Raw genomic sequence first — 22,086 nt, 5'->3', positions numbered from 1 at the left:
TGCCGTTGGGCTGACCATCACCACGGACGAATTCCCCCGGGACTGACGCCCGAGCCGCAGCTCCGAGCACACCCCCCTCACCCCAAATACGGCTCGAAGTCCCAGTAAGGCCGCACCCGTTGCCGCGCCGACAGCGTGTGCGGGTGCTGCGCCCCCAGCGTCCGGGTCAGGCGTTGGAGGGCGTCTTCCTCGACCTTGCCGGCTTCCTCGTGTTCGCGCAGGCCGCGGAGGTCCATGGCCAGGGCGACCTCGCAGGAGAGGGTCAGGGGGTGGTCCGGGCCCAGGGAGTGGCGGGCTCGGCGGAGGGTGTCGCGGCTGAGTTCCTGGGCGCTGTCGAGGCGGCCGGTGAAGTTGCGGCCGCCGGCGGTGTTGAGGGCGCAGCCCAGGACCCAGGGGTGGTCCGGGCCGAGGGTGGCGGAGAGGCCGGCGAGGGCGGCTTCGAACATGGTCAGGGCCTCGGCGCGGTCGCCGGCCGCCTGCAGGATGAGGCCGGTGTTGGAGAGCATGCCGGTGCTGATGGGGTGGGCGGGGCCGAGGAGTTCGCGGAAGCCGTGCTCGCCCTCGGCGTTGAGGTCCCTGGCCTGCTGCAGGTCGCCGTGTTCGCGGGCGTAGTTGCCGTAGTCGACGAGGAGGCCGAGGGTGGCGTAGTGCCCTCGGCCGTGCACCTGCTCGGTCTGTTCGAGCAGGCTGGCCATGGCGCCGCCCACGTCCTGCGGGGAGCCGGCGCGCCGCTCGCACAGGACGAGGTTGTGCCGGGCCCGCAGGGTCTGCGGGTGCTGGGGGCCCAGGGTCTGGATGTGCAGCCGCATGCCGAGTTCCTGGCGGGCCAGAGCGTCGCGGTAGCGGCCCATCAGCCGTAGGTCGCGGGCGCAGGCGATGCCGGAGACGAGGGTGGCGGCGTGCCGGGCGCGCAGCAGGGACTCGCGCTTGCGCAGCGTCTCCAGGTCGATGTCGTAGGCCTCGGTGTAGCGGCCGAGCAGCCGCAGCCCCGCGCCGAGGTTGTGCTGGGCGAGCAGGGTCAGGTAGTCGTCGGGGCCGAAGAGTTCGAGGGCGGTCTCCAGGACCTCGCGCTGGGTCTGCAGGGCCTCGGCGTACTGGCCGAGGTAGCGCTGGTCGGCGGCGAGGCAGCTGGTGGCGGTCATCAGGCCGGCGCCGTCGTGGCCCGGGGTCGCGCGCAGCCGTTCCAGCATCTCGCGGTCGAGTTCGTAGGCGGCGCGGAAGGCGCCGTTGGCGCGCAGGATGTTGCCCTGCTGGGTGCTGAGCTCGACCATGCGCGGGTGCTCCGGCGGGCAGAGCTCCGACCAGTGCTCGCGCACCTGCTCGGCCAGCTCGACGCCGGTGCGGAACTCGCCGCTGCGGTAGCAGTAGCGCAGCAGGTTCAGCACGGTCTCCTGGACGCGTTCGTTGCGGCTGGTCAGGGCGCCGGCGGGCTCGAGGTGGGGCAGCAGCTCGGCGTAGCGGGGCCACAGCCGGGAGTCCTGGGCGTTGCCGGGGTCGGCCGCGGCGAGGGTGCGGCGGACGACCTGGCGGTGCAGCTTACGGTCCTCGGGCGGGGTGAGGCGGGCGACGATGTCGTGGACGATGCGGTGCATGTGCACCGACTCCTGCTCCGGGCCCGGTTCCTCGCCGGCGAGGGCGCTGCGGGTGTCCCGGGTGAGGACGGAGTAGTTGACGAGCGTGTCCAGGGCCCGGGTCCAGCCGGTGAGGTCGCTGGTGAGCCAGGCGAGACCCTCGGGCAGTTCGGCGGGCCGCAGGTGGCGGACGAGGCCGATGGGGATGCGGCCGGGGGCGAAGGCGGCGCACAGCGAGAGCAGCTCGACCGCGTGCGGCTGGGAGTCGCGGAGCCGGTTGATCAGTATCGACCAGGAGGTGAGGGAGGAGCGCGGGACGCCGTCGAAGCCGCCCTGGTCGGCCAGTTCGGACAGTTCGCCGTCGCGGACCATGCGCAGGTAGTCGGGGACGGCCATGTCCGACTCGCCCAGCCAGGCGGCGGCCTGGACGAGGGCGAGCGGGATGTCGCCGAGCTCGGCGGCGACCTCGTCGGCCTGGGCGGCGGTGATGCGGGGCGCGCGGCGCATGAGGTAGCCGGTGCTCTCGTGGCGTTCGAACCCGGGGATCTCGACCAGGTTCGTCCGGTTCTCGCTCCAGCTGCGGTTGCGGGAGGTGATCAGGACGTGGCCGGGGCCCTCGGGGAGCAGGTCCCCGGCGGTGTCGATGTCGTCCCAGCCGTCGAAGATGAGCAGCCAGCGGCCGTACGGGTCGCCGCGGCGCAGCGCCTCCTGGACGGCGCGGATGCGTTCGCCGGGTTCGGAGCCGGCGGCCAGGCCCAGTTCGGGGGCGAGTTCGCCCAGGCGTTCGCGCAGGGTGCCGCGGGTGTCGGAGTTGACCCACCACACGACGTCGTAGTCGGAGCTGAAGCGGTGGGCGTACTCGGCGGCCATCTGGGTCTTGCCGATGCCGGCCATGCCCACGAGGGTGACGACGGCCGTGCCCTGGTCGGCGTCCATCAGCCGTTGCTGGAGCCGGTTGAGGAGGTCGTCGCGGCCGGTGAAGCGGACGTTGCGGCGGGGCACCTCGCCCCAGACGGCCGGGGGGTCGTTGGGGTAGCGGGAGCCGGGTCCGGCGGGCAGCGGGCGGCGGGCGGGGGCGGGCGGCAGGCCCAGCCGGCTCAGCAGGCGGCGCTCGGCCTCCTGGGCGCCCACGCTCCACAGGTCGACGGGCTCGAGGACGGTCGTGGCGGGCAGCAGGGCGCGGTTGGTGAGGTTGACGGCGGCGAACCGCTCGGAGTTGGCGTGGACGATGCCGCGCAGGGCCTCGTTCCACTCGGCCTCGGGGCGGGGGCCGAGCTGGAAGAACCAGTCGCTGAGGACCAGCAGTATCCGGCCGGAGGCCAGCAGGAGGTCGCCCAGGGCGCTCTCCAGGGGCACTTCGCGGGGCGGGTCCCAGCGGTGGAGGGTCACGCGGTGGCCGTGGCTCTCCAGCCGGTGGGCGATCCAGGTGGCCCAGGGCCGGTGGAAGCCGGCGAAGACGACGACGAAGTGCTCGCTGTCCCGCCCTTGCGCGCCGGTGCCGGCCGTCTGCCGCTGCGTGGCCATCCGCACGTCTCCCTTGTTCCTTCGCACCGCGCCGGCCGGGAGCCGGCGCGGAGGCAAGATTACCGTACGTCACCAAATGGTGACATAGCGCCAAATGCTGTGGCGCGCTCGCCGGCCGCCCGCGTCAGGGCCGCGAGGTGCCGGTCCATGCCGGTCGCGAACTGCCGCCCGGCCTCCGTCAGTTCAGCCGATTCAAGCAGGAGGGGGAGGGCTTCCGCGACCTGCCGGAGGTAGGAATCGCGGCGCGTGCGGGCGCCACGCCGGGCGCCGGGCGCGAGGGGGGCCCGAAGCGCGGCGCGGGTCCAGAAGTCGGCCAGGGCCAGGTGGGCGTACGTGCCCTGGAGGACGCCGGCGAAGGGGCGCGGGTCGGGGCGCCATGCCACGCGGTAGACCTCGCGCGGCCCGGCCTCGTGCAGCGGCAGGAGGTCGTGGAGGACGGACAGCTTGCTGTGCTGGGTCTCGTGGACGAGGACCTCGGCGAGGTCCGCCGCCGAGTCCGGGAGGGTGGCGAACACCGCGCCGGGCGCCGCCCGGAACGTGGCGCTCACCTTCGGGCCGCCCCGCCCGTGGGGGGCCGGGCGGGCGAGCGGCACCACGCAGCGCAGCAGCCCCGTCACCTCCGCGGCCCGGGCCCGGTCGGTGGCCCGCAGCAGGGCGAGCGCCGCCCTCCAGCGCCGGGTCCAGGGCTCGTCGGCGGTCCGGTCGGGGCCGGCGGCGAGCAGGGCGGCGCTGCCGACGCCTTCGGCCGGGGCCCGGTAGGGGTCGAGGTCGTCGAGGAACGCGCCGCTGCCGGGCAGTCGCGCGAGGCCCCGCCAGCCGGTGCCGGCGCCGGACGTCCGGCCCGGCAGCCGCAGCAGTACGGGTCCGGCGCGGCCCCCGGCCGTGAGGTGGGCGGTGCGGCCGTGGGCGGTCAGCCGCAGGGTGGGGTCGCCGCTCTCCACGAGCCCGGTGCCGGGCAGGGCGAGCCGGCCGCCGGGGGCCGGCAGGTCCAGGGTGAAGCGCTCGCCCGACCGCAGGGCGGCGGCCGCGGCGACGGACCCGAAGTGCTCAAGGCAGTGGGCGAGGGCGTCCCCGTCGGGGGCGGTCAGGGTGCGGGTCAGCCACGTGCCCACCGACGGGTACCCGAGCGTGTCGCGCACCGCGCGCGGGTCGCGGGCCTCGGCGCGCTCCAGCAGCCGCCAGTGCGCCTCGAAGCGTTCGAGGACGGGTCCCGGCACAGCGCCGGGGCGCCGTTCGAGCCGCGTCAGCAGGGACTTGAGCAGCACCAGCCGCCGGCTGTGGGCGCCGTCGAGGAGGAGACGGAGATCCCCGGGCCCGGACCGCGTCCGCGCCAGCCGGGCGAGCGCGGCGGGGCCCGGGTGCCGCGGCGACAGGGCGTCGGGGGCTCCGCCGTGCCGGGCCCCGGCGGGGGCGCCCGGGCCTGCGGCGGGGCCGGACCTCTGTGACGGGACGGCGGTGCGGTCCGGCATCGCGGGGGCTTCCTCTGTCCCGGTCCCGGCCGGTGTACCCGGGCCTGCGGCGGCCCCCGGCCCCCGCAGCGGGACGACCCCGCGCTCCTGCCGCACGGGCGCTTCCCCGTACCGGCCCCCGGCCGGGGCCGCTCGGCTGCTTCCGTCGTCCCCCGTCACGGCCCGGCGTCCGCCCCGCGGCGGGACGGCGGTGGGGTGCTTCGGCGCCCCGTGGGCCCCGGCACCGGGGCCGGGCGGTCGGTGGCTTCCGGCGTCGCGTGCCACAGGCCGGCCTCGGTGCTGTCGGAGTACCAGGTCTCCCCGAATTCGGCCGGGAACGACAGGGCGCGCTCCACCGCGGCCGCCAGGTGCGGGTCTCTGTCCGTCCGCAGGGACCGCAGCCCCGTGCCCGTGAGGTCGGGCAGGGACGGCACCTCTGCGGAGCCGTTCCGTTCGGCCGTAGCGGCGTACTTGTGCTCAGGCACCTCTCGCTCCTCCCTGCCGCCGTCCGCCGGGAGCGGCCCCCCGCGGCTGCACGGTTCTTCCCATGGCCCGTAAGCCGGAAACACGTTCGGATCAGGACCGGACATCCGGCTCAGTCGTCGGTGAGGCGGGCCACGCTCTCCCGGGTCGCCGCGACCTCCGCCCAGGGGACGGGGGCCAGCCGGGCCGTCAGGTCGCGCCAGTGGCGCTGGGCGTCGCGGTAGGCGGCGAGGGCGGCGCGGCGCAGGCCCATGCGTTCCATGACGTCGGCGTAGCGGTGCAGGGCGCGGGCCGCGGTGACCGAGCCGGGGCCGTCGGGCGTGGGCAGGCCGGCGGCCTGCTTGGCCGCCGCGTCGAAGGCCGCGGCGGCGTCGGCGAGGGGGGCGGTGCCCTGGCGCTCGCTCAGCGCCAGCCGGGCGATGCCCAGCTCCAGCCATGCCTCGGCGCGGTCGGCGCCGTCCGGGGCGTGGCGGGCCGCCTGTTCCAGCAGATGGCAGCTCTCGTAGAGGTCGGGCGGGAAGCCCTGCCGTGCGAACCGCAGCACGAGGGCGCGGCCGAGCAGGAGCTGGGTCCGCGTCCGCAGCGGCGACCTGCCGGGGCTCACCGCGAACGCCTCGCGCAGCACCGCCTCGGCACGGGCGACCGCGTCGGGGGCCGGTGGCCCGTCGGCTTCCTGGGCGTGGCGCAGCAGCGACTCGCCCCATTCCAGGAGCAGTTCGCACCGCAGGACGCTGTCGCGGCCGGCCAGGGACACCGCCGCGGCGTAGGCGTCGTCCGTCTCCGGCCGGCTCCCGGCCGCCGCGTGGGCGCGGGCCTGTTCGATGCGGCAGTACAGCTCCTGGGCGTCGTCGACGGCGGCCGCCCGGGCGCGGTCCAGGACGGCGAGGGCCTCGGCGGCGGGCGCGCCGCAGTGGCGCAGCGCCCGGGCGAGGTCGAGGAGGGCGGCGCAGCGCTGGATGTCGGGCGCCTCGGCGGCCTCCAGCAGCTCGCAGGCGGCGCGCAGTTCGGCGGCGGCTTCGGCGGCCCGGGGCGCGGCGCCGGGGCCGGGGCCGGTGCGGGCCAGGGCGAGCAGGGTCCGGCCCAGGCGCAGATGGCGTGCCGGGGTGCCGGGGGGCAGGGCGCGCAGGGTCCGTTCGGCGGCGAGCAGCTGGTCGCGGTCGCCGTCGGCGAGCCAGCGGTCGTGGTGGGCGGCGGCCAGTTCCAGGGCCGCGGCGGTGTGCCGGCCGGTGCCGGGCTCGGTGTGGTCGTGGGCCTCGGTGAGCAGGGCGACGGCCTCCGTGAGAATCGCGTGCCGCTGGGCGGGGTCGTGGCGTACGGACTCGGTGCCGGCGAGGGCGCGCAGCACTTCGCCGAGGACGAGGCGGGCCCGTATCCCCTCGCCGGCGCCGCCCCCGGTGGGCGGGGCGGTGGCGGCGGGTGCGGCGTGGGCGCGGGCCTCGTGGAGCAGGGTGGGGTCGGCCTGGACGTGCCACAGGCGCAGCAGCCGCTCGGCCTCGCCCACGGGGCCGCTCTCGACGGGTACGGGCTGGTACCAGCGGACCACGCGGGCGGGCACCTCGGCGAACAGCTCCGGCTCGGCCGGTGCGGCGGGCTCCGTGCGGACGCGGGCGTCCGCTCCGGCGGCGTCGTCCCGCGGGGGCCGGCCGGAGAGCTGGGCGGCGGCGAGGGCGGAGAAGTTGCGGGCGCTCTTGCCGAAGTGGCGTTCGACGTAGTCCGAGCAGTGCTTGAGCACGAGGGCGGCGGCGCTCTGGTCGAGCGACTGCAGCAGCATCTCCCGTACGCCGTCGGCGAATTCGTACCCCTGTCCGCCCCCGGGTCCGGGGCCCGCTCCGGGCAGCCGCCACAGCAGCCCGCTCAGCAGCACCTCGGCCAGTTCCATGGGGCCGGTGTCCGGCAGCATCGCCCGTTGGACGATCTGCATGACCGGCAGGGTCAGGGGGACGGCCGCCAGGTGCACGGCCAGGCGCAGCGCGCCCGGCGAGGCGGCCGCGCGGAAGGACCTGAGCAGGTCGTCGGCGCCGCGCGCGGCGCGCTCGCCGGGCGCGGGGGCGGGCCGGGCGGGGTGGTGGGGCAGCACCCAGCCGGCGGCGCCGTGCACCGTGGTGCGGCCGGGGCCGGACAGCAGCCGGGCCCAGGTGCCCAGGGCGTCGCGGGTGGGCAGCAGGACCGGTACGGGCAGGGCGCCGCGGCCGGGCGGGGGTCCGTAGCCCTGGGGGTCGAAGTGCAGCCTGCCGCCGGTGGCGGGGTCGCGGGCGAGCAGCCCGGCGTCGGCGGGCAGCGCGGTGCGCGGCCACAGGCGGGGCGGCAGGGGCTGGACGACCGCCAGCGGTGAGGTCAGCGCCCAGTGGTGGAGCAGGCGTTGGGCCCGGCCCTCCTGCCACAGGGCGCCCACGCAGTCGCTGATCACCAGGGTGAGCCGGCGCCCGGTGGGGTCGCGGAACTGGTCGGCGGGGCGCGGCCGCAGGTGGCGGGCCTCCCCGGGGGCCCCGGGCGCGGCGGTGGTGCCGACCAGCGGCGTGCCGTCGTCGCCCCGGTGAAGGTAGCGCACCTGGACGTCGCGGAAGACGCCCAGCTGGGCGCAGGTCTGGCGCAGTTCCTCCAGCATCCGCTCCCAGACGGCCATGGAGGGGGCCGTGTCCATCAGCAGCTGCATGGAGACCGCCCGCCGGGTCTCCGGGCGGTGGACGGGCTGGAGTATGCCGGTGCGGGCGGCGCAGTCGGCGGTGGCGTCCTCGTCGAGGGGGCCCGGCGTGGGCGCGGCGAGCGAGCGGTAGCCGCGCAGGGGGCGCAGGGCGCGCTGGAGGCCGAGCAGTCCGGGCAGGGACGAGGCCATGGGGACGCGGATCGGGAAGGCGTCCACGGGCGCGGCGGAACCGCCGCGCGGGACGTACACGGACACCGGGCCCGAGCGCTCGGCGCGGCGCCGCGCCGCACGCTCCGCGCGGTCCTCGCGGCGCCGGGCGTCCGGTGTGCCGGGGTGGCCGGGCCGCTCGCGTTCCCCGGGGTCGCCGGGGTGCGGGGGGCCGATGAGGTCTTGGGTGCGGCCGGCGGGCCCGGGGGGCTCACCGGCGTCGGCGTCCCCGGCCCGGGGCCGCCCCGCCGTCGTCCCGGTACCGACCCACTGGGCCAGCCAGAGGGCGTCGGCCAGCTCTTCGGCCGACAGCTCCCAGTCGGCGGCCCGCAGCCGCGCGACCAGTTCTCCCAGCCGCCGGCCGGGGGGCGCCGTCATCTCTCATCACCTCGGACGGTCCAGGGGCTGCATGAGCATGTCCGCGAGCCGGTCGCGTGTGACGCGCTCGGTGCGGGGCGCGTGCTGGGTGAGGAAGAGGGCGTTGAGCAACTGGTCGGCGGCGATCACCTCGCCCGGTTCCCGGTCGAGGAACCGCTGGATGAGGGCGTCGCCGTCGGTCACCGCGTCGTCCCCGAGGTGGGCCCTGACCATGGCCGTCAGCTGCTCCTCGCCGGGCGCCTCGAGGGTGAGCTGGATGCAGCGGCGCAGCAGGGCGGCGGGGAAGTCGCGCTCGCCGTTGGAGGTGAGCACGATGAGCGGGAAGGTGGTGCAGCGCACCCGGCCGCCGGTGACCGTGGCCCGCCCGCCGTCGTCGGTGAGGACGTCGACCTCCGGTTCGAGGTCGGCGATCCGCTCGAGCTCCGGGAGGCGGAACTCCCCTTCCTCCAGGACGTTGAGGAGGTCGTTGGGCAGGTCGAGGTCGCCCTTGTCCAACTCGTCGACGAGGAGCACGCGGGGCTGCGGGGCGGGTAACAGGGCCGTGCCGAGCGGCCCGAGCCGTAGGTAGGAGCCGATGGAGCGGCGCTGTCCGGGGGCGCCGCCCGCCCGTTCGAGCTGGACGTCCTGGAGGCGGGCTATGGCGTCGTAGTGGTAGAGGCCGTCGTGGAGGGTGGAGCGGCTGACGATGGGCCAGCGCAGCACCCGGCCCAGCTGGAGTTCGTGGGCGACGGCGTGGGCCAGGGTGGACTTGCCGGTGCCGGGGTTCCCGGTGACCAGGAGGGGGCGGCGCAGATAGAGGGCAGCGTTGACCGCTTCCACCTCCTCGGGGCGGGGGTGGTGGTTCTCCACCAGGCGGCGCAGCACTCCGAGCCTGCGCGCGGCGCTGGGGTCGGTGCCCGCCCCGGCGTCGGGGCCCGAGGAAGCGAAGTCCCGCCAGGGCGGGGGCGGCGGCAGCCGGCGTACTCCGTCGTGCGGCAGGCCGGCTCCGCGGTAGATGCGCCAATCGTTCACATCGGGCTCCTTGTAGCTGGTGATGCCCCTGGGCCTGCCCTGCCGGGCCGGTACCGTCCCCCGCGCCCCCGCTGCGGGTCCCCGGTCGAAGGTACCGGCCCGGCCGGTGCCCTGCCGACCCCTGCCGCACTCCCCCGTACGGCGGGTGACGTGCCGTCATGGCGGGTCGTCGGGGCGGGCGCCGGGGGCGTACAACGGCGTGTCGGGCAGCGGCGGATGGAACGGCGAGTCGAAGAGCAGGGCAATCGAGCGTGCCCACAGCGCTTCGGGGTCGGGGGCGTCGGGGTCGGCGCAGCGGATGCGGAGGTTGCGGATGCGCCGGTGGAGTCCCTCGGCGGTCTTCGCCTCGAACACAAGTCGGGAAACCTCCCGATGGAATTCGGCGCAATCCGCATGGCCGGTGGCGCATCTGCGCCAGATCACGACGGCGTGCCCGGCGGCGAGCGCCGCGTCCATGGCGGTGGCGCCCGCGCCCGCCGCCACCTCGCCGCAGTACACCGGTACGGCCGTATCGGGGGCGTCGGACAGCCGCCCGTACGCCGCGTGCCCGCCCTCGCGGCCCGGCCCGTCGTGCCCCTTCACCGGCGCCTCACGCCGCAGCGGTACGGCGGTCAGCGGACCCCGGGTCGTACCGCCCCAGCGCCGGCGCCACTCCGGGATCGCGGGGCGGTCGCGGCGCCGGCGGTCCCGTACGACCACCACGCGGCGCTGTCCCAGGGGCATCGTGTGCGGGTCGAAGCCCTCGGCGGTGGCTCCGGGCGGAGTCAGCTGCCAGGCGTCCAGCGGTTCGTCGAACAACTCGCGCGGCAGCACCATGTGCAGGGCCGCCAGGTATTCGCCCGCGTCGCCCTGGAGCAGCGCCTCGGCGATCGGCTCGCGCAGCTTCTCGCGCAGCCGGGTCCGGGGCACCCCGTCCTCGTCGGCGCGCAGCGGGGTGACGACGCCGTCCTCGAGCAGCAGCTTCACCCGCCAGCGGTAGAGGTCGCCGTACAGGGGCTGGTCGATCTCGACCAGCACGTCCGCGCGGGCCCGGGCCTGGGCCGCGGCGGCCGCGCCGGGTGCCAGGTCCCGGCGCTCGGGCTTGCGCAGCTCGACGGTGCCCGGCGGGGCGCTCCCACGCGGCCCGTCCGTCCCGCCCGTCCCCTCCGCCGCGTTCGCCTCGTCCGCGCCGCCGTGCAGGATCTGGTGGATGTCCTCCCGTATGACGTCGGGCAGCGGCTCGGCCTGTCCCTCCAGCCAGGTGCCGAGCTCGCGCAGCGGCGCCAGGTCGGGTCCCCGGCCGAGCCGGCTCACGGCCGCCGCGACCCGTGCCGCGTAGAGCAGTACGGCCTCCAGCTCCAGGTCCCGGTCCGGGCCCCCGTCCTTCGCCCGTCCCGCCCGGTCGCCGCCGTCGCGCAGGTCGTACAGCAGCCCCACGCCCTCCCGCCAGGTGCGCGGGTCGTGCTCGACGCCGGGCTGGTACGGGGCCTGGATCACCCGCCGCTTGGCCGCCTCGACCAGCAGCATCACCTCGCCGGGCGTCTCGGGCTGGGTCAGGTCGGCGAGCCGGGCGAAGAGGTGGGTGCGCAGGACGGGCGTGAAGCCGTCACCCGGCGGCGGGCGCAGCGCCTGCTGCAGGCCCGTCCAGCTGCCGCCGGTGCCGACGGTGCGGTAGCGGCGCAGGTGGTGGCGGTCGTGGGCGCGGATGATCGAGTGCAGCCGGTCGCGGCCGGGGCGTTCGTTGGCGATGCGGCGCAGGGCGGTGATCGGCACGGCCAGGCCCGCGGTGTCCTTGCCGCGGGCCTTGCTGACTCCTATGACGGCGCCCCGTCCGGTGTCCACGACCGGTCCGCCCGAGCAGCCCTCGACCGGGATCTCGCCACGCAGCAGCATCGCGGCGCCGTCCCTGCCGTCGCCGCCGTTGGCGGTGCCGAGGCCGAAGCGCAGGGCGAGCTCGCCGGTGTCCTGCGACCAGCCGTGCAGGCTGATCGGCGCGGGCACGATCGCCGAACGGTCGCTGAGCCACAGGCACTCGGCGTCGTCGGCCCCCGCCACCTCCACCAGCGCCAGGTCCGGCAGGCCCCAGGGCCTCGGCGGGCGGTCGGGGTCGTCCGGGAAGGGCACGGCGAGCGCCACCCGGCCCTCGCTCGTGCGGTCCCGGGCATCGGTGATGTCGACGGCCGCCGCTCCGCGCAGCACGTCACCACCTCCGTTCCCCACGACGTGGGCGCAGGTCAGGACCCATCCGGGGGCGATGAAGAAGCCACTGCCCCAGAACCGGGCGCCGGTGCGGTCATACCCGCCGCCGGGTGCGGAGATGCGTACGACCGCACGGCGCACGGTTCCGTCCAGGGCGCTCAAGGAGCGCCGCCCCCGTCCCCGCGCGCGTCCGGGCTCCCGTCGCCGCGCTCGGTCCAGGTGAGCGTCACCTTGATCGAGGCCTTGCCGTCGCCGTCGGCGATGAGGCTGATGACCTGCCCGGCCCGGGCGGACAGCTCGATGCCGAACTCCACCGTGACCTCGTGCGGCCGGGCCGCGGCGAGTCCCATGCGCAGGGACCCCACGACGCCCCGGGCGACGTCGGCGAGCCCTCCCGCCATGTCGGCCACGCGCCGCCCCGGGCTGGAGTCTTCGTATCCGCTCCCCGAGGCTCCGCCCCGCAGCTCCTGCGGCTCCGTGACCCGCGCCCAGACGACCGTGCCGTCGTCGAGCCGGACCTGCGTGATCCCGTCAGCCACCCGCCACCCCCGTTACGCAGATGATGCAGCAGGCTAGTCCTCTGATCGCACCGGCGCGAGAGGTCCTGGCCAAGGCCGCCGGGCGTACGCCGCCTATCCTGGGCGGGACCGTCCACCCACCCCTGACCATCACCGACGGAGAACACGTTGTACTTCACCGACCGCGGCATCGAGGAGCTGGAGAACCGGCGGGGCGAGGAGGAGGTCACCCTCGGCTGGGTGGCCGAACAGCTGCGCACGTTCGTCGACCTCAACCCGGACTTCGAGGTCCCGGTCGAGCGCCTCGCGACGTGGCTGGCCCGCCTCGACGACGAGGACGACGACGAGTAGGCGCCGTGGTTCCGGGGCTCGGCCCCGGAACCCGTTCCGCTACCGAGCCGGGCCGCCGCGGGCGCGCCACGCGTCGTAGGCGATCGTCAGCGCGCCGTCCGCCATGAGCACCGCGCCCGCCACCGCCCAGCCCCGCCGGGACCCGCGCCCACGCCGGGCGAAGACCAGCAGCGACAGGCCCGTCGCGAGCTCCGCGGCGCCCAGCGCCCGTGCCTTCGGGCCGCGTATCCACTCCCCCAGCAGGCCCTGTTCCGAGGCGTCGAGGCCGGTCCGCACCGCCTCGCGCCATCCGGGCCACTCCACCGGCTCCGCCGCCGGGGCCGCCCCGGCCGCCGTCCGCAGTTCCCGCGCGGGCGAGCCCGGGGTGAGGCCCGCCGGCAGCTGCAGGCCCGCGCGGGCGAGCACCGCGATGAGACCGAGCACCCGGGCCGGGGCGTCCGCGTCGGAGTCCGGGTGCGTCAGCCGGTCGAACGCCTCGGCGTCCAGCACCGGGTCGAGGCCGAGCCGGGCCCGCAGGGCCGTCAGCGCGCTCTCCTCCCCCAGCGGGGAACCGTCCGCGAGCCAGGTGTGGCCGACCGTGCGGCGGAAGCCCGACGCGACCACGAAGCCCGCGCCCTCCTCGTCCCACCACAGTCCGACCGCCGGCCAGGTCTCGGCGACGGTCAGGGCGTGCGCCCACTCGGCCGTGATCGCGGCGAGGTTGGTGTCCTCCTCCTGCCAGGACTCCTCCCCCGGCACCAGCACGCTCCACCCGTCGCCCGCCGGGGCGAGGAGCAGCGGCTCGCGCAGGAGCTGCGCGGACGGTCGGACACGGTCGGGCTCGGCCCGGCAGAGCAGCAGTACCCCCGCCGCCCGGCTGTGATCAGTAGCGGACATGCGTCAACGCTAAGCCACGCCGACGCCCCTTGACTTCCCCGGACCGCGATATATCGTGTTGAGTCCAAGACGCGATATGTTGCGTCGGGGCCTGCTTCCCGAGGAGGGCCGGACATGCCGGGCCAGTCTGAGTGGTCGATCGCCGATCCGCACAAGCTCACGTTCGAGGAGCCGGTCACGGCGCTGAAGGTGCGCATCGCGGGCGGCACCGTCAACGTCGTCGGCACCGACGGCGGCCCCGCGCGGCTCGAGCTGTCCGACATCGAGGGGCCGCCCCTCGACGTCACCCTCGAGCGCGGCACCCTCACCGTCGCCTACCGGGACCTGCCCTGGAAGAACTTCCTCACCTGGCTCGACCCCAGGACGTGGAAGCACAGCGTCACCGTGACGCTGACCGTCCCCACGGCCACCCGCGTGGAGGTCGGCGTCGTCGGCGCCACGGCCGTCGTCTCCGGCATCTCCGGCGCCACGGACGTCCGCGGGGTCTCCGGCGACACCACGCTCGTCGGCGTGAGCGGCGCGGTCAGGGCGGAGACCGTCACCGGGGGCCTGCAGGGCCAGTCCCTCGGCGGGGACCTGCGCTTCAACTCCGTCTCCGGCGACCTCACGCTCCTCGACAGCGCCGGCGGCACGGTCAGGGCCGAATCCGTCAGCGGCGACATGCTCGTCGACGTCTCGGGCTCCGTCGCCGACCCCACCCTCAGCCTCACCAGCGTCTCCGGCGAGGTCGCCGTGCGGCTGCCGCACCCCGCCGACGCCGAGGTCGGCGCCGAGGTGGACGCCAACACCACCAGCGGCCGGGTCTCCTGCGCCTTCGAGGACCTGCGCATCAGCGGGCAGTGGGGCGCCAAGCGCATCACCGGCACGCTCGGCGCGGGCCGGGGGCGACTGAAGGTCACCACCGTCTCCGGTGCCGTCGCGCTGCTGCGGCGCCCGCCGTCGCAGGACGAGCCCGCCGACGCCCCCGCCCAGGGAAAGGTCCTCTGATGCCTCCCGTCTTCGCCCACGGCCGACTGCGCCTGTACCTGCTGAAGCTGCTCGCCGAGGCGCCGCGCCACGGCTATGAGGTCATCCGCCTGCTGGAGGAGCGCTTCCAGGGGCTGTACGCGCCCTCCGCCGGCACCGTGTACCCCCGGCTGGCCAAGCTGGAGGCCGAGGGCCTGGTCACGCACGCCACCGAGGGCGGCCGCAAGGTGTACTCCATCACGGACGCCGGCCGGGCCGAACTCGCCGACCGGCAGGGGGAGCTGGCCGACCTGGAGCTGGAGATCCGCGACTCCGTCGCCGCCCTCGCCGCGGACATCCGCGAGGACGTGCGGGGGGCGGCCGGTGACCTGCGGCGCGAGATGCGGGAGGCCGCGCGGCAGGCGCGCACGGATGCGGGGGGCGCCGGGGGCGCCGCGAGCGACTACTTCGCCGGGGCGAAGGAGGAGCTGCGGCGGGCCAGGGAGGAGTGGAAGGAACAGGCGCGCCGGGCGAAGGAGGAGAGCCGCCGCGCCCGCCAAGAGGCCCAGAGCGCCCGCCGGCAGGCGTGGCAGGCGCGGGAAGAGGTGCTGCGCGTACGGGAACAGGTCAAGGAGCACACGCGGCACGGGGACTGGCCCTCGGGCATCGTGGAGGGCGTGGGCGCCCTGGCCAAGGAACTGGGCGCCCTGGCGGGCCAGTCCGCCTCGAAGGAACCGCTGCGCGAGCTGGACCGTCTGCTGGACCGCTTCCGGGACGAGGTCCGGGACGCGGCGCGGGACTTCGGAGTGACGGCGAGTCAGTTGGAGGAGGTGCGGGGCCACTTGGCGGAGGCTGCGGCCCGTGTCGGTGCGGTGCTTGGTGAGGGCCGGGGGCGGGGTGGTGCGGGGCCTTCTGGGGCTGCATGATTTACGGGCCGTACGCGGCGTTTCCCAACGGCACCCCGAACTTGGCCCGCAAATCACGCTTTACGCCCCTGCCAGGCCCCACACCACCCCGCCCCCTCCCCACCGTTGTGGGCAATCGTTCCGCAGGGCTGGGGGCACCTCCCAGCGGTAGCTGGGGGAGGGTGGGCACAACGGAACAGCGGACCTGCACCGCCCCCGGTTCCTACCGTGACGTCACTGTCACGGTGACCGCGCCACCGCCCAGCGCCCGCACCCGTACCGTCCCCGCCTTACCCGGCGGCACGGATGAAGCCTCCGCCCACGCCGGCCCCGCCACCGAAACCCGCCAGCCCCCTGCCAGGGCCGGCACCGAAACCTCCGTCACCCCCCAGGAACCCGGCACGTACTCCAACCGGTACCGCCCCTCCTCATACGACTCCCCCCGCACCACCCCCGCCACCGCCGCCGCATACGCCCGCACCGTCCGCTCCTTGTTCGGCTGGAACCGCACACCGTCCCGTTCGAGCGCGCAGTAGCCGCCCCCGTAGCACCACTGCCAGCTCGCCCAGCCGGAGGCGTACCGGCCGATGGAGGCGATGGCGTCCTCGTAGAAGCGGCCCATGTTGGGCAGCCCGCTGTTGAGCGGGCCCCACTCGCCGACCACGATCGGCACCCGGTGCTCGCGGGGGTAGTGGACGATCTCCGCCTCGTAGCGCTCCAGCCAGCCCGACGCGGGGTCGTAGTCCCGGCCCGCCTCCATCGCGGCGTTGTAGAAGTGCGGCGCGTAGACGACCTTCGGGTCGTCCACGCGGCCCAGGCCCGTGCGCTTGCCCTCGCCGGCGGCCGGGGTGGGCTCGATGAAGAGCCAGTGGCGCCGGTCGACCTCGCGTATCGCGTCCGCGATGCGGTTGTACATCGGAGTGATCTGCGTGGCCTCGATGCGGCGCGCGGCCTCGAACATGTCCTCGCCCGGCCGCATCCGGCCCATCGGCTCGTTGATCAGGTCGTAGCCGAACACGGCGGGGTGGTGCGCGAAGCGCCCTGCCAGGACCCGCCACATGCCGCTCTGCGCGCGGCGCAGGTCCTCGTCCTCGTAGAGGTGCTCGAAGGCGGCCTGCACGGCGGGCTCGAAGTATTCGGCGAACCAGTCGTCCGGGTGCGGCTTGTAGGGCAGGCCGTCGGTGCGCGTGGCCCAGGCGGGGATGCCCCGGTGGGTGCCGAACGCCGGGCCGTAGATGTCCTGGTGGGCGTCGATGACGACGCGGACGCGATAGCGGGCGGCCCAGTCGAGGACCTGTTCGATCTTGCGCAGGTAGCGCTCGCTGTAGCGGCCGCGCTCCGGCTCCAGGTCGTCCCAGAAGACCGCCAGGCGGGCGAAGTTGAAGCCGTGCGCGGCGAGGTCGCGCAGGGAGCGTTCGGTGATGTCGTCCAGGGCCCGCTCGCCCCGGTTCTCCTTGTCGGCGAGGTTCCAGCCGCGCAGGGTCAGCGCGCGGCCGGACCCGTCGGTCAGCCGGGGTATGCCGGGGTCCGTACGGGCCTCGGCCGTGGGGGCGAGAAGTGCCAGGACAGCGGTTACGGCGAGGAACGCCGCCGTGCGCAAGCGTCTCTTCGGCATCCGTCGTTCATACCGTCAGGACCACCTTGCCGAACAGATCGCCGCTGGACATCTTTTCGAAGCCTTCGCGGGCCCGATCGAGCGGCAGCACGGAGTCGATCAGCGGGCGTACGCCCGTGGTCGCGCAGAGGCTGAGGAGGTCCGCCAGCTCTTCCTTGGTGCCCATCGTCGAGCCGACGACCTTCAGCTCCAGGAAGAAGATGCGGGTCAGCTCGGCGGCCGCCGGCCGGTCGCCGCTGGTGGCGCCGGAGATGACGAGCGTGCCGCCGGGCTTGAGGGACTTCACCGAGTGCGACCAGGTGGCCGCGCCCACGGTCTCGATGACGGCGTCCACCCGGTGCGGGAGCCGTGCCCCCGCCTCGAAGGCGGCTTCCGCGCCCAGCTCGACGGCCCGCTTGCGCTTGGCCTCGTCGCGGCTGGTCGCGAAGATCCGCAGGCCGGCCGCGGCGCCCAGGACGATGGCCGCCGTGGCCACCCCGCCGCCGGCGCCCTGGACGAGGACGCTCTGGCCGGGGCGCACGTTCGCGTTGGTGAAGAGCATGCGGTACGCCGTCAGCCAGGCGGTGGGCAGGCAGGCGGCCTCCTCGAAGGAGAGCTCCTTCGGCTTGGGCAGCACGTTCCAGGCGGGGACCGTGACGCGCTCGGCGAAGGTGCCCTGGTAGCGCTCGGTAAGGATCGAGCGGGGCTCGTCGGGGCCCACGCCGTGGCCCGTCTGACCGATGACGGAGTGGACGACGACCTCGTTGCCCTGCTCGTCGGTCCCGGCGGCGTCGCAGCCGAGGATCATCGGCAGCGCCCCCTCGCCGAGGCCCACGCCACGCAGCGACCACAGGTCGTGGTGGTTGAGGGAGGCGGCCCTGACGTTGACGGTCGTCCAGCCGGGCCGCGCCTCGGGCTCGGGGCGCTCCCCCAACTCGAGGCCGTTCAGCGGCTGGTCACGGTCGATGCGTGCGGCGTAGGCGGCGAACATGAGCCGAACCTAGCCCCCGGGGCACAGCGAGGGAACGTCGCGGCGGTGTGACACGCGCCGCGTCCGTCCAGCGGTCCCTCCCGCAACGGGCGTATTGGGCGCGGAGGACGCCCGTCCTCGTTGACCGGGCCGCGAGCGGCGCGGTTGGCTTCCGGCTTGTCCGCACATGACATCCCGTAAGGGAGAGAAATGCGTTACCTCAGACGTACCGCCGCGCTGACCTTGATGGGCGGCTGCGCGGCCTTCCTGCCCGGAACCGCGGCGGCGGCCGCCGGGGACGGGCACCGCGCGCCCCGCACCGAGCGGGTGAGCGTGGCAGCCGACGGCGCCCAGGGCGACCGGGAGTCGCAGGGGGCGAAGATCAGCGCCGACGGCCGGGTGGTGGTCTTCCACTCGTCGGCGACCAACCTGGTGCCCGGCACCACCACGCGCCATGAGCAGCTGTTCGCCAAGAACCTGCGGACCGGCAGGGCCGACCAGGTCAGCGTGGCCGGCGACGGCACCCAGCCCGACGCCCCCGCGGAGGACGCGTCGGTCAGCGGAGACGGCCGGTACGTCGTCTTCGCGTCGCGGGCGACCAATCTGGCCCCGGGCCGCGACCCCGGCTACATCGACGTCTACGTCCGTGACCGGGTGACAGGACGGACCGAGGGCCTCCTCGAGCGGGGGCAGGGGCAGAAGAAGTCCAGCTACGCCCCGGCCATCAGCGCCGACGGCCGCTACGTCGCCTTCGTCTCCTCCCGGACCGACCTGGTCCCCGGGGAGACCGGCAACGTGGCGCACGTCTTCGTCCGCGATCGCCGCAAGGGCACCACCGAGCGCGTGAGCGTGGCCTCCGACGGCACGCCGTTGCCGGGCTTCTCGGACCGGCCGGTGATCAGCGCGGACGGCGGCACGGTGGGCTTCGAGAACGCGATACCCGGCCTGACGCCCAAGGACATCGCCGCCGGGGAGTCGGCCCAGGCCCCGCGGCCCCGCGGTTTCTACGTCCGCGACCTGCGCACCGGACGCACGGAACTGGGCGCCCGGCGTCTCGACGGCAGGCCCGCGGCGGTCAGCGGGCCCGTCGGGCTCAGCCCCGACGGACGCCACGCCCTCTTCGCCTCCGCCTCCACCGGCGTCGTGAAGGACGACACCAACCGCGTCGACGACCTCTTCGCCAGGGACCTGCGGACGGGCGTCACCCAGCGCCTCAGCGTCGCGGCCGACGGCACCCAGGCCAACGACGACTCCTCCGGCGACGCGGTCATGAGCGCCGACAACCGGCGGGTGTACTTCAGCTCGCGTGCGTCCAACCTCGTACCCGGCGACACCAACGACAGCGCCGACGTGTTCGTACGGGACCTCGCGACCGGCGCCGTCGAGCGCGTCGGCCTGGCCGGGGACGGGGCCCAGGGGAACTCCGAAAGCTACGGCCCCGGCGTGGACCTGGCGGGCCGCAACCTCGTCTTCAGCAGCTACGCCGACAACCTCGTGCCCGGCGACACCAACAAGACATCCGACGTCTTCCTGCGGAGGCTGAAGTGACACCGGACCGTCCACGTCGCACCGCGAGACGCGGCGTCGTCCTGGCCACAGCGGCGGCGAGCTGCGTGGCCGTACTGCCCACGGCGGCGGCGTCCGCGGAGCACCGCGCGCCGCGGACCGAGCGGGTGAACGTCGCCGCGAGCGGCGCCCAGGCGGACGCCGAGACCATCGGCGCGAGCGTCAGCGCCGACGGCCGCTACGTCGCCTTCGAGTCCCTGGCGACCACGCTGGTGCCCGGCACGACCACGGCCGGCCGCCGCATCTACGTCAAGGACCTGCGGACCGGCCGGATCGAACCGGCCAGCGTCGCCAGCGACGGGACCCTGGCCGACAACCAGTCCTGGACGGCCTCGATCAGCGGAGACGGCCGCTACGTCGCCTTCGACTCGGAGGCGACCAATCTGGCGCCGAACCGTAACCCCGGTGGGTACTACGACGTCTTCATCCGCGACCGGAAGACCGGCCGGACCGAGGTCCTCGTCGAGAACAAGGGCACGAAGCCCGCCCACAGCGCGTCCCCGTCCATCAGCGCCGACGGCCGCTACGTCGCCTTCGCGTCCAACCGCGACGACCTGGTGCCCGGCGACACCAACGGACAGACGGACGTCTTCGTCCGCGACCGTGTGAAGGGCACGACCGAGCGCGTGAGCGTCACCAGCGACGGCGGTCAGGCGGACGGCTTCTCCGTCTCCCCCGTGATCAGCGCGGACGGCAGCAAGGTCGGCTTCAAGAGCCTGTCCGACCTCGCCCCGGAGACGGAGAAGGGGCTGTGGAAGCCGCGGGCCCGCACGTTCTACGTGCACGACCTGCGCACCGGGCGCACCGAGCTGGCCGCCCGGCGTCTCGACGGCGGCCCCGCGGCGGCCGACAACAGCATCGGCCTGAGCCCCGACGGGCGTTACGCCCTGTTCTCCAGCGGCTCGGCCGAGGTCGTGAAGGACGACACCAACGGCAAGGCGGACGTCTTCGCCAGGGACCTGCGCACCGGCGTCACCCGGCGGCTGAGCCTCGCCGCCGACGGCTCCCAGGCCGACGGCGCCTCCTACGGCGCGGTCATGACGGCCGACAACCGGGTGGTCTTCACCTCGGGCGCCGCCAACCTGGTGCCGGGGGACACCAACGGCAGCGACGACGTGTTCGTCCGGGACCTCACGACCGGTGCCGTCGAGCGGATCAGCGTCGCGCACGACGGGGCGCAGGCCAACGCCCACTCGAGCGTCGACGCGGTCGACCTCGCCGGACGCACGGTGGTCTTCGGCAGCGGGGCGGACAACCTCGTGCCGGGCGACACCAACAAGGTCTACGACCTCTTCGCGCGCCGTCCGCGGTGAACGCGACGGGGGCCGGACCGCAGCCGGTCCGGCCCCCGTACGACCGCCCCGGCGCCGGGGGCGGCTCAGCGCGCTAGCGGCGCGCGACGCCCTCGGCGCGTGCGGCGGCGGCGACGGCCGCCGTCACGGCGGGGGCGACCCGCTCGTCGAAGGGGGACGGGATCACGCACTCCGCGCTCAGCTCGTCCGCCACCACGGCGGCCAGCGCCTCGGCGGCGGCCAGCTTCATGCCCTCGGTGATGCGCGAGGCACGCACCTGCAGGGCACCGGCGAAGATGCCGGGGAAGGCGAGCACGTTGTTGATCTGGTTCGGGTAGTCGCTGCGGCCGGTGGCGACCACGGCCGCGTACTTGTGGGCGACGTCCGGGTGGATCTCCGGGGTGGGGTTGGCCATGGCGAAGATCAGTGCGTTCTTCGCCATCCGCGCGACCGCCGGCTCGGGGACCGTGCCGCCCGAGACGCCGATGAAGACGTCCGCGCCGTCCAGCGCGGTCTCCAGGGAGCCGGACAGGCCGGCCTTGTTGGTGAAGCCGGCGAGCTCGCGCTTGACGTCGGTGAGGTCCTCGCGGTCCTGCGACACGATGCCCTTGCGGTCGCAGACCGCCACGTCGCCGATGCCGGCCCCGACCAGGATCCGGGCGATGGCGACTCCGGCGGCGCCCGCGCCCGAGATCACGGCGCGCAGGTCGCCGAGCGCACGGTCGGTCAGCCGCGCGGCGTTGCGCAGGGCCGCGAGCGTGACGACGGCGGTGCCGTGCTGGTCGTCGTGGAAGACGGGGATGTCCACGCGCTCCTGGAGCTTGCGCTCGACCTCGAAGCAGCGGGGGGCGGAGATGTCCTCCAGGTTGATGCCGCCGAAGGACGGCGCGAGGCGGGCGACGGTCTCGACGATCTCGTCCACCTCCCGGCAGTCCAGCGCGATCGGCACCGCGTCCACACCGCCGAACTGCTTGAAGAGGATCGCCTTGCCCTCCATCACGGGCAGGGACGCCTCGGGACCGATGTCCCCCAGGCCGAGGACGGCGCTGCCGTCGGTCACGACCGCGACGACCTGGGACTTCCAGGTGTAGTCGTGGACGAGCTCGGGCTGTTCGGCGATGGCGCTGCACACCTTGGCGACGCCCGGCGTGTAGGCGAGGGAAAGGTCGTCCTTGTCCCTCACCGGGACGGTCGCCTGGACCGCCATCTTTCCGCCACGGTGCAGAGCGAAGGCCGGATCGAAGAACTCCTCCTGAGCTCCGTCGTCCGCACCACTGCCGCTGGGAGGATTCACGATCTCCGCTGCCACTTTTGACCCCTTTGTCGAAATTCCTGTCGAGGGTAGCCGCCCCTGAGGTGTGGGGACGGGTCGGGCACCGTGTCCACGGCCCGGGAGGTCGGATGACCACCACGGGGGGCGTGCGGACACCGGACGCGCCGCACACACGCGCCCTGAGCCCCGGATGAGGGGTGTAGCTGGCATTTCTATCAAATGAGCGCTACGGCCGACGAGTGAGTTCCGGCTCGATGCGGCACGCCCCCCGGCCCGGATGCCGTCCGGAACGTGTCAACTGGTGACGGATGCGCCGGGGTGTCCAGGAAGTGAGACGGCGCGCACGTGATGT

The 22,086-nt window shown here is 74.9% G+C and carries 16 protein-coding genes; 5 read left to right on the top strand and 11 right to left on the bottom strand.

The features are described 5' to 3' along the window. Positions 1-77: 77 nt before the first annotated feature. The 7 genes from fxsT to ACIGXW_RS10920 all read right to left on the bottom strand — a co-directional run bounded on the left by fxsT (position 78) and on the right by ACIGXW_RS10920 (position 11,983). Complete coding sequence (gene fxsT / locus ACIGXW_RS10950; protein ID WP_399572056.1) at positions 78-3,095, bottom strand: FxSxx-COOH system tetratricopeptide repeat protein; 3,018 nt, start codon at positions 3,093-3,095, stop codon at positions 78-80. Between the two features lie 59 nt (positions 3,096-3,154). After that, on the bottom strand, positions 3,155-4,564 hold the full coding sequence (locus tag ACIGXW_RS10945; protein ID WP_399572053.1) for an HEXXH motif domain-containing protein: 1,410 nt from the start codon (positions 4,562-4,564) through the stop codon (positions 3,155-3,157). A gap of 155 nt (positions 4,565-4,719) precedes the next feature. Next, positions 4,720-5,028: a hypothetical protein gene (locus ACIGXW_RS10940; RefSeq protein ID WP_071964469.1), complete on the bottom strand. Its 309-nt coding sequence runs from the start codon at positions 5,026-5,028 to the stop codon at positions 4,720-4,722. A gap of 110 nt (positions 5,029-5,138) precedes the next feature. Then, positions 5,139-8,255: an SAV_2336 N-terminal domain-related protein gene (locus ACIGXW_RS10935; protein WP_399572050.1), complete on the bottom strand. Its 3,117-nt coding sequence runs from the start codon at positions 8,253-8,255 to the stop codon at positions 5,139-5,141. Positions 8,256-8,261: 6 nt separating this feature from the next. After that, positions 8,262-9,266 (bottom strand): AAA family ATPase, encoded by a 1,005-nt coding sequence (locus ACIGXW_RS10930; protein WP_399572048.1) that lies wholly within the window; start codon positions 9,264-9,266, stop codon positions 8,262-8,264. Between the two features lie 156 nt (positions 9,267-9,422). Continuing rightward, entirely contained in the window at positions 9,423-11,606 is a 2,184-nt protein-coding gene (locus ACIGXW_RS10925; RefSeq protein WP_399572045.1) for a trypsin-like peptidase domain-containing protein, read from the bottom strand. Beyond that, entirely contained in the window at positions 11,603-11,983 is a 381-nt protein-coding gene (locus tag ACIGXW_RS10920; RefSeq protein ID WP_399572043.1) for a CU044_2847 family protein, read from the bottom strand. The genes ACIGXW_RS10925 and ACIGXW_RS10920 overlap by 4 nt, the downstream gene beginning before the upstream one ends. A 147-nt stretch (positions 11,984-12,130) precedes the next feature. Here ACIGXW_RS10920 and ACIGXW_RS10915 point away from each other — a divergent pair, with 147 nt between their 5' ends. Next, positions 12,131-12,313, top strand: coding sequence for a DUF6104 family protein (locus ACIGXW_RS10915; protein ID WP_360906925.1), 183 nt, complete (start codon positions 12,131-12,133; stop codon positions 12,311-12,313). A gap of 39 nt (positions 12,314-12,352) precedes the next feature. Here ACIGXW_RS10915 and ACIGXW_RS10910 read toward each other — a convergent pair whose 3' ends face one another. Continuing rightward, positions 12,353-13,189, bottom strand: a complete 837-nt coding sequence (locus ACIGXW_RS10910) for a hypothetical protein (protein ID WP_399572040.1) — start codon at positions 13,187-13,189, stop codon at positions 12,353-12,355. Between the two features lie 114 nt (positions 13,190-13,303). On the opposite strand from ACIGXW_RS10910, the gene ACIGXW_RS10905 reads away from it, so the two are divergent. Beyond that, positions 13,304-14,176 (top strand): DUF4097 family beta strand repeat-containing protein, encoded by an 873-nt coding sequence (locus ACIGXW_RS10905; RefSeq protein WP_399572038.1) that lies wholly within the window; start codon positions 13,304-13,306, stop codon positions 14,174-14,176. Beyond that, entirely contained in the window at positions 14,176-15,060 is an 885-nt protein-coding gene (locus ACIGXW_RS10900; RefSeq protein ID WP_399572036.1) for a helix-turn-helix transcriptional regulator, read from the top strand. Before ACIGXW_RS10905 ends, ACIGXW_RS10900 begins: the two co-directional genes overlap by 1 nt. Positions 15,061-15,262: 202 nt before the next feature. Here ACIGXW_RS10900 and ACIGXW_RS10895 read toward each other — a convergent pair whose 3' ends face one another. Both ACIGXW_RS10895 and ACIGXW_RS10890 read right to left on the bottom strand, forming a co-directional pair. Beyond that, a complete protein-coding gene (locus ACIGXW_RS10895; protein ID WP_399572034.1) occupies positions 15,263-16,654 on the bottom strand; it encodes a glycoside hydrolase family 5 protein in 1,392 nt (463 codons plus the stop codon). Positions 16,655-16,661: 7 nt separating this feature from the next. After that, a complete protein-coding gene (locus ACIGXW_RS10890) occupies positions 16,662-17,624 on the bottom strand; it encodes a zinc-binding dehydrogenase (protein WP_360906917.1) in 963 nt (320 codons plus the stop codon). Between the two features lie 189 nt (positions 17,625-17,813). Here ACIGXW_RS10890 and ACIGXW_RS10885 point away from each other — a divergent pair, with 189 nt between their 5' ends. Beyond that, entirely contained in the window at positions 17,814-19,151 is a 1,338-nt protein-coding gene (locus ACIGXW_RS10885; protein WP_399572032.1) for a TolB family protein, read from the top strand. Between the two features lie 65 nt (positions 19,152-19,216). After that, entirely contained in the window at positions 19,217-20,482 is a 1,266-nt protein-coding gene (locus ACIGXW_RS10880; RefSeq protein ID WP_399572029.1) for a TolB family protein, read from the top strand. Between the two features lie 73 nt (positions 20,483-20,555). On the opposite strand, the gene ACIGXW_RS10875 is transcribed toward ACIGXW_RS10880, so the two are convergent. Then, positions 20,556-21,770: an NADP-dependent malic enzyme gene (locus ACIGXW_RS10875; protein ID WP_071965227.1), complete on the bottom strand. Its 1,215-nt coding sequence runs from the start codon at positions 21,768-21,770 to the stop codon at positions 20,556-20,558. Between the last annotated feature and the right edge of the window lie 316 nt (positions 21,771-22,086).

It is taken from the genome of Streptomyces sp. NPDC053079 (genome assembly GCF_044546695.1).
Lineage (GTDB): Bacteria > Actinomycetota > Actinomycetes > Streptomycetales > Streptomycetaceae > Streptomyces.
This window is presented reverse-complemented; position numbering and strand designations above follow the sequence as displayed.

What these genes read in the sequence shown, in the direction of transcription:
- fxsT (WP_399572056.1), bottom strand. Translation starts at nt 3,095, where the DNA reads ATGGCCACGCAGCGGCAGACGGCCGGCACCGGCGCGCAAGGGCGGGAC.
- ACIGXW_RS10945 (WP_399572053.1), bottom strand. Translation starts at nt 4,564, where the DNA reads ATGCCGGACCGCACCGCCGTCCCGTCACAGAGGTCCGGCCCCGCCGCA.
- ACIGXW_RS10935 (WP_399572050.1), bottom strand. Translation starts at nt 8,255, where the DNA reads ATGACGGCGCCCCCCGGCCGGCGGCTGGGAGAACTGGTCGCGCGGCTG.
- ACIGXW_RS10910 (WP_399572040.1), bottom strand. Translation starts at nt 13,189, where the DNA reads ATGTCCGCTACTGATCACAGCCGGGCGGCGGGGGTACTGCTGCTCTGC.
- ACIGXW_RS10905 (WP_399572038.1), top strand. Translation starts at nt 13,304, where the DNA reads ATGCCGGGCCAGTCTGAGTGGTCGATCGCCGATCCGCACAAGCTCACG.
- ACIGXW_RS10900 (WP_399572036.1), top strand. Translation starts at nt 14,176, where the DNA reads ATGCCTCCCGTCTTCGCCCACGGCCGACTGCGCCTGTACCTGCTGAAG.
- ACIGXW_RS10895 (WP_399572034.1), bottom strand. Translation starts at nt 16,654, where the DNA reads ATGCCGAAGAGACGCTTGCGCACGGCGGCGTTCCTCGCCGTAACCGCT.
- ACIGXW_RS10890 (WP_360906917.1), bottom strand. Translation starts at nt 17,624, where the DNA reads ATGTTCGCCGCCTACGCCGCACGCATCGACCGTGACCAGCCGCTGAAC.
- ACIGXW_RS10885 (WP_399572032.1), top strand. Translation starts at nt 17,814, where the DNA reads ATGCGTTACCTCAGACGTACCGCCGCGCTGACCTTGATGGGCGGCTGC.